Source organism: Staphylococcus sp. HMSC061G12 (assembly GCF_001838465.1).
GTDB lineage: Bacteria > Bacillota > Bacilli > Staphylococcales > Staphylococcaceae > Staphylococcus > Staphylococcus simulans.
The window spans coordinates 1-407 of record NZ_KV837156.1; the positions used below are offsets into that span (position 1 = coordinate 1).

The window sequence follows — 407 nt, forward strand, 5'->3', positions numbered from 1 at the left end:
TATTTTAATTTAGGGTGCGATTTTATATGAGTTATGAAAATGCTTGTGATGTGATCTGTGTACATGAGGATAAAGTTAACAATGCTTTAAGTTTTTTAGAAGATGATAAATCTAAGAAATTACTTAACATTTTAGAAAAGATTTGTGATGAGAAGAAATTGAAAATCATATTATCTTTGATTAAAGAAGATGAGTTGTGTGTTTGTGATATTTCTTTGATATTGAAAATAAGTGTTGCTTCAACTTCACATCATTTAAGACTTTTATATAAAAATGATGTACTTGATTTTTATAAAAAGGGAAAGATGGCATATTATTTTATTAAAGACGATGAAATAAAAGAATTTTTCTCTAAAAATCAGGAGGGTTTTTGAAACGAGTGAAACGAGTTTCTTCTTGTCTTGATA

1 protein-coding gene is annotated in these 407 nt (G+C 25.8%); it reads left to right on the forward strand.

Going from position 1 to position 407, the window contains the following annotated elements; translation table 11 throughout:
* Window positions 1-26: 26 nt before the first annotated feature.
* Complete coding sequence (locus HMPREF2937_RS10925; protein ID WP_002441960.1) at window positions 27-374, forward strand: ArsR/SmtB family transcription factor; 348 nt, start codon at window positions 27-29, stop codon at window positions 372-374.
* Window positions 375-407: the final 33 nt, after the last annotated feature.

Bases quoted from the DNA above. Each gene is read 5' to 3' on its own strand.
- HMPREF2937_RS10925 (WP_002441960.1), top strand. From the start codon at position 27: ATGAGTTATGAAAATGCTTGTGATGTGATCTGTGTACATGAGGATAAA.